The organism is Clostridium tarantellae, from assembly GCF_009295725.1.
In the GTDB taxonomy this organism is placed as follows: domain Bacteria; phylum Bacillota; class Clostridia; order Clostridiales; family Clostridiaceae; genus Sarcina; species Sarcina tarantellae.
The window spans coordinates 1-379 of the sequence record NZ_WHJC01000690.1; the positions used below are offsets into that span (position 1 = coordinate 1).

Consider the following 379-nt stretch of genomic DNA (forward strand, 5'->3'; position numbering starts at 1 on the left):
CTTTTTTAATTTATGAGTTGTGATAAACATTTAAAATTTAATAAAAATATAAAATACTTTATTGAGTTATACGCTGTAGACCCTATATATTGAAAATAAGTAATAAATTTGATTGGTATTTTAAAATTGAAATATTTTTCATTAGTAAAGTAATTTATTGTAAAATAACTGTCTGTGAATCAGGCTTTCCAATAGCTATAAGGATGAGGTCTTAGAAAGTTGTAGTAAGCAACCCATAAGGATACTCCATATAAGGCACCATCTTCACTACCGTAACCACAGGTTACACGATAAGAAGATTTAAATGTACGGTTTAAACGTTCAACAACTTGCTTAAACCAACGATGCTCTGAGGAAACTGCATCATCATTTTTAAGTC

Annotated in this window: 1 pseudogene; it reads right to left on the minus strand. The window is 28.8% G+C overall.

The features are described from left to right. Nucleotides 1-185: 185 nt before the first annotated feature. Nucleotides 186-379: pseudogene (locus GBZ86_RS16860) on the minus strand (transposase); the annotation flags it as partial.